Here is a 1,813-nt window from a genome sequence, read left to right as displayed (position 1 = left end):
AAACTTATTTTTACACGTGAAAATGGTTTTAAAATCATTTTATTTCAAAATAAAATTTTGAAATAATTAAAATATCAGAATTTTATTTGTTTTGTACAACAAACCACAATAACCCTTGTACATTTCAAAGAAATCAATCCATCAATACTTAGGCTTAACTCAATTTTGCGATTGATTCTTTTATTTTTTCTCTGGCTTGTCTTTTTTGCAAAACGTACGGAGGCTTCATTCTTTCAGCACAATCTACTGCTCCGCACCTTTCGCAAGTTTCATTTACTTTTCGATGTTTTAAGGCTGAATCTTGTAAAAATTGAGCCATCCCTTTTAGGGTATCGTCAATGGCAAAACCTAAAGTAACGCTACTATTCATCCTTAAATTTGGCGGCGAAGGCTTTGCCAAACAGATGACTAAATAGTGATTGCCAGTATCCATGTATTCCGAGACTTGGGCTTTGCATAATACCTTTTCAGCATCATAGCCTTCTGCCTTTTGTATTTTCTCTAAATCCTTTAAAATCGTTAACGCCATCCATCTCCTGCAATAATGTTCGGGTAGTGCCGTGCCATGTGGGGTATGGAGTTTAGCAAGGTGCATTTCTTTGGTTAAATAGAACAAATCATCATCTATTTGATTATTGAAACGCAGGAAGAAAAGATTGTTAATCTTAAAGTGGCTCGTCATCAAGTTAGATAACCTGTGCATAAATATCTCAGGCGTTACATTAAACAATCGCATGATGCTCAACAACATATTTTCGTCCCATTTTGGCGAAGCAAAAAAGTACGTCAGCCTATCAATCAAAATATCTTTGTTAATCAAAATCGCTCCAGCGAAATAAGATGCTCTAAAATTATTAAGTACTTCTTCAAAAGAATCTACTTCAATAACAGAGGAAACATTCGACCTTTTTTTCAATTGTAAAAATTGATAGCCTATTTCTCGCCCATACGTAAAGGTTTTTTGTTCGGTACTCAAATCTTTGTTGATGAGTAATTTTGAAGTAGCTGGATTGAATACAGACCGAATCGTGATTAATTCAGGATATTGTTCTTTTGAAAACTCTTCGATATGATAGCCATAGAAATTTTGAAGGATTTCGGCTAAGAGTTTTTCATTGGGCGAGGTAGTAGCAGATATTTCAAAGAGTTTCCTAAACTGCTGGGCTGATTGTTCTAAATCTTCAAAATAGTTGTCATACATTTCTTGATATGACCGCAAGACTGAAAAGTAAAACTGCTCGACACTCATATCATAATTCCGCCCAATTTCTACAATCGTACTGATAAAAGCACTGATTTTAGCAGGAGCTTCAGACATCAACTCAATAAAGTCAGATGGTTCAACACCAAAAATCTCTAAGGGCAACTCCGTCAGAATATTAGAATTTAATAGCTCGGCAATGGGTTCTAATTGCTTACTTAGCTTTAAGGAAACAAGCGAATCGTAATCTATGGCTAAGGCTTCAGACAAAGCCATTATTTTTTCAGTTTTAGGATATTTCTTCCCTTTTTCAATTTCATTTAAGTATGAAATCGAAAGTTTGGATTTTTCGGCTACTTCGCTTAACGAGAGTTTTTTATCAAGACGCAACTGTCTGATTTTTAGTCCGAATATTATTTTTACTTTATCGCTGTTCACACTCATTGTTATAAAATTTCCACAAAGCTAATACTATTTACTAGAACATTTCCCACAAAAAACTAAAATAGCGAATTTTCGCTTTATTTCTACCTACTACTATTTCATTCCTTTCTCTTATTTATTTCTAAAACCACAAAATATTTTATACTATACATATATTAAATATAAAAT

Annotated in this window: 1 protein-coding gene; it reads right to left on the bottom strand. The window is 33.4% G+C overall.

Going from position 1 to position 1,813, the window contains the following annotated elements; genetic code table 11:
- Positions 1-154: 154 nt before the first annotated feature.
- Complete coding sequence (locus tag AC07XN_RS24270; RefSeq protein WP_494744919.1) at positions 155-1,645, bottom strand: helix-turn-helix domain-containing protein; 1,491 nt, start codon at positions 1,643-1,645, stop codon at positions 155-157.
- Between the last annotated feature and the right edge of the window lie 168 nt (positions 1,646-1,813).

It is taken from the genome of Arcicella sp. GW458-12-2-14-TSB2, from assembly GCF_059423785.1.
Note: the sequence above shows the minus strand (reverse complement) of the source record. Positions and strands in the feature narration are given on the sequence as shown.

Excerpts from the sequence above, each read along its gene's own strand:
- AC07XN_RS24270 (WP_494744919.1), bottom strand. The coding sequence starts at position 1,645 with ATGAGTGTGAACAGCGATAAAGTAAAAATAATATTCGGACTAAAAATC.